The 1,024-nt window shown below is 35.4% G+C and carries 1 protein-coding gene; it reads right to left on the minus strand.

What is annotated here, in order from left to right:
• Positions 1 to 1,024: type ISP restriction/modification enzyme (locus GGR08_RS08020; protein WP_343050856.1), on the minus strand; the 1,024-nt coding region annotated here is incomplete at both ends.

The raw sequence follows: 1,024 nt of genomic DNA on the forward strand, positions 1-1,024 counted from the left end.
CCAACGGTTTCAACAGCATAGCGATTGGCATCATTGACAATACCACTCTTTTTATCAGTCTTTACACATTGACGCCCCATAACCCATTCAAGAGCAGGCTTGCCATTGACGATATACTTATAAGCTTCCTTAGGGATATCTGTTATTGTGATATTGCTGTTATAAATAACAGTTGATTTATCTTTCTCTTTACCTGCTTTTGCAAATTGCATTTCAGTTACATAATAAAACTTTTCTGGATTAGAGATCTCTGTAACTTTTGGATTACCTTTTTTAAAGGTTACTGGACAAGGTTTTACAGTTTCATAATTCACGTGCAAATGACCCAGTTCACGCCCTGCTGTTACAAACTTCCAAAAGTCATCAACTGTCTTTACGCAAGGGATACGAGGCAATTCTTTGCATAAATTATCAGCATAACGAGAGCGATAATCTTCTGAATGAAGCAAACCGTAAACATAATAGAATAGATCATCTTTAGTGATAGTTTCATTAGGATAAGCCATTTTAAAATACGCTAATCCTTCATCCGTAATGGCATCACGGCGTTGTAAACCAGCTATTGTGCTGTCTTCTGTAAAGTCTGTAAATAAATGGGATTGTTTTTTGTTTTTATTCTTTGAAACTGTAGTCTCTTCGTAAAAATATCTTGGAAAGCATTGACCTTTTTCTATTGCATCTAGATTAGGCAAATCTTCAGACATAAGAACAGAAAAACCACACCTTGCTCCTACGCCTGTAATTTGAATTACTTTATTTTCAACCGCTTTTCCCATCGGAAATATACGCGGCATTTGAAAAACTCTCTCATTGAAAGTACGATTATAATAGAGCCACTGTTGTGTAAAAGGACGATACAGACTTTGTGTAAGGCACGTATCTTCAAGTTCAAAAACTTTTCCTTTTACCAGTTCTTGCTTAACATTATAGCTCCAACTAATTTTTTTACTATCTGAATTTACGAAATTATCTACAGCCTTTTTACGTGTGTTACGGTCAGCATGTGGATAGATCTCATTAAAAC

The organism is Bartonella fuyuanensis (assembly GCF_014197255.1).
GTDB classification, from domain to species: Bacteria; Pseudomonadota; Alphaproteobacteria; order Rhizobiales; family Rhizobiaceae; genus Bartonella; species Bartonella fuyuanensis.